The 461-nt window shown below is 74.0% G+C and carries 1 protein-coding gene and 1 pseudogene; one reads left to right on the plus strand and one right to left on the minus strand.

Annotated elements, in window-relative coordinates; genetic code table 11:
• Window positions 1–82, plus strand: a pseudogene (locus tag ACOV8S_RS31285) (muramidase); the annotation flags it as partial.
• On the opposite strand, the gene ACOV8S_RS31290 reads toward ACOV8S_RS31285, so the two are convergent.
• The coding region (locus ACOV8S_RS31290; protein ID WP_448321862.1) for an NADPH-dependent F420 reductase at window positions 79–461 on the minus strand (383 nt) is incomplete at its 5' end. The pseudogene ACOV8S_RS31285 and the gene ACOV8S_RS31290 sit on opposite strands and share 4 nt — an antisense overlap.

Here is a 461-nt window from a genome sequence, read left to right on the forward strand (position 1 = left end):
GTACACCGACGACCCGCTGGACAAGAACGTGGCGGACTTCGGCAGCAAGGCCGCGCTGAAGGAGTGGGCCCAGGGGGCCTAGCCCCTGAACGCCGCCGGGCGCTCCGGCGACGCCTCCGCCAGGGCCTTGGTGACGCCCTCGACGCCCGCTCGCAGGCCGTAGACCGGGGTGTCGGGCTGCTGGCGCCAGGACTCGTCGATGCCGCCGGCGTCGACGGTGTCGAAGCCCAGTTCGTCGATGAGGGCGCGGACCTTGGCCTTGGCCGCCTCGTCGTCGCCGGCGACCGGCAGCGCCATGCGGTCGGGGTCGCCGGCCGGGCGCGGGCGGTCCAGGATGTCCTGGGCGTACGTGCCGTTGAACGCCTTGATCACGGGGTGGCCGAGGTGGCCCTCGACCCAGCGGCTCTCGGTGCGGCCCTCATCCTCGATGCCGGCGATGCGCCCGTCGCGCTGCTGCGGGT

The organism is Streptomyces sp. CO7 (assembly GCF_053474865.1).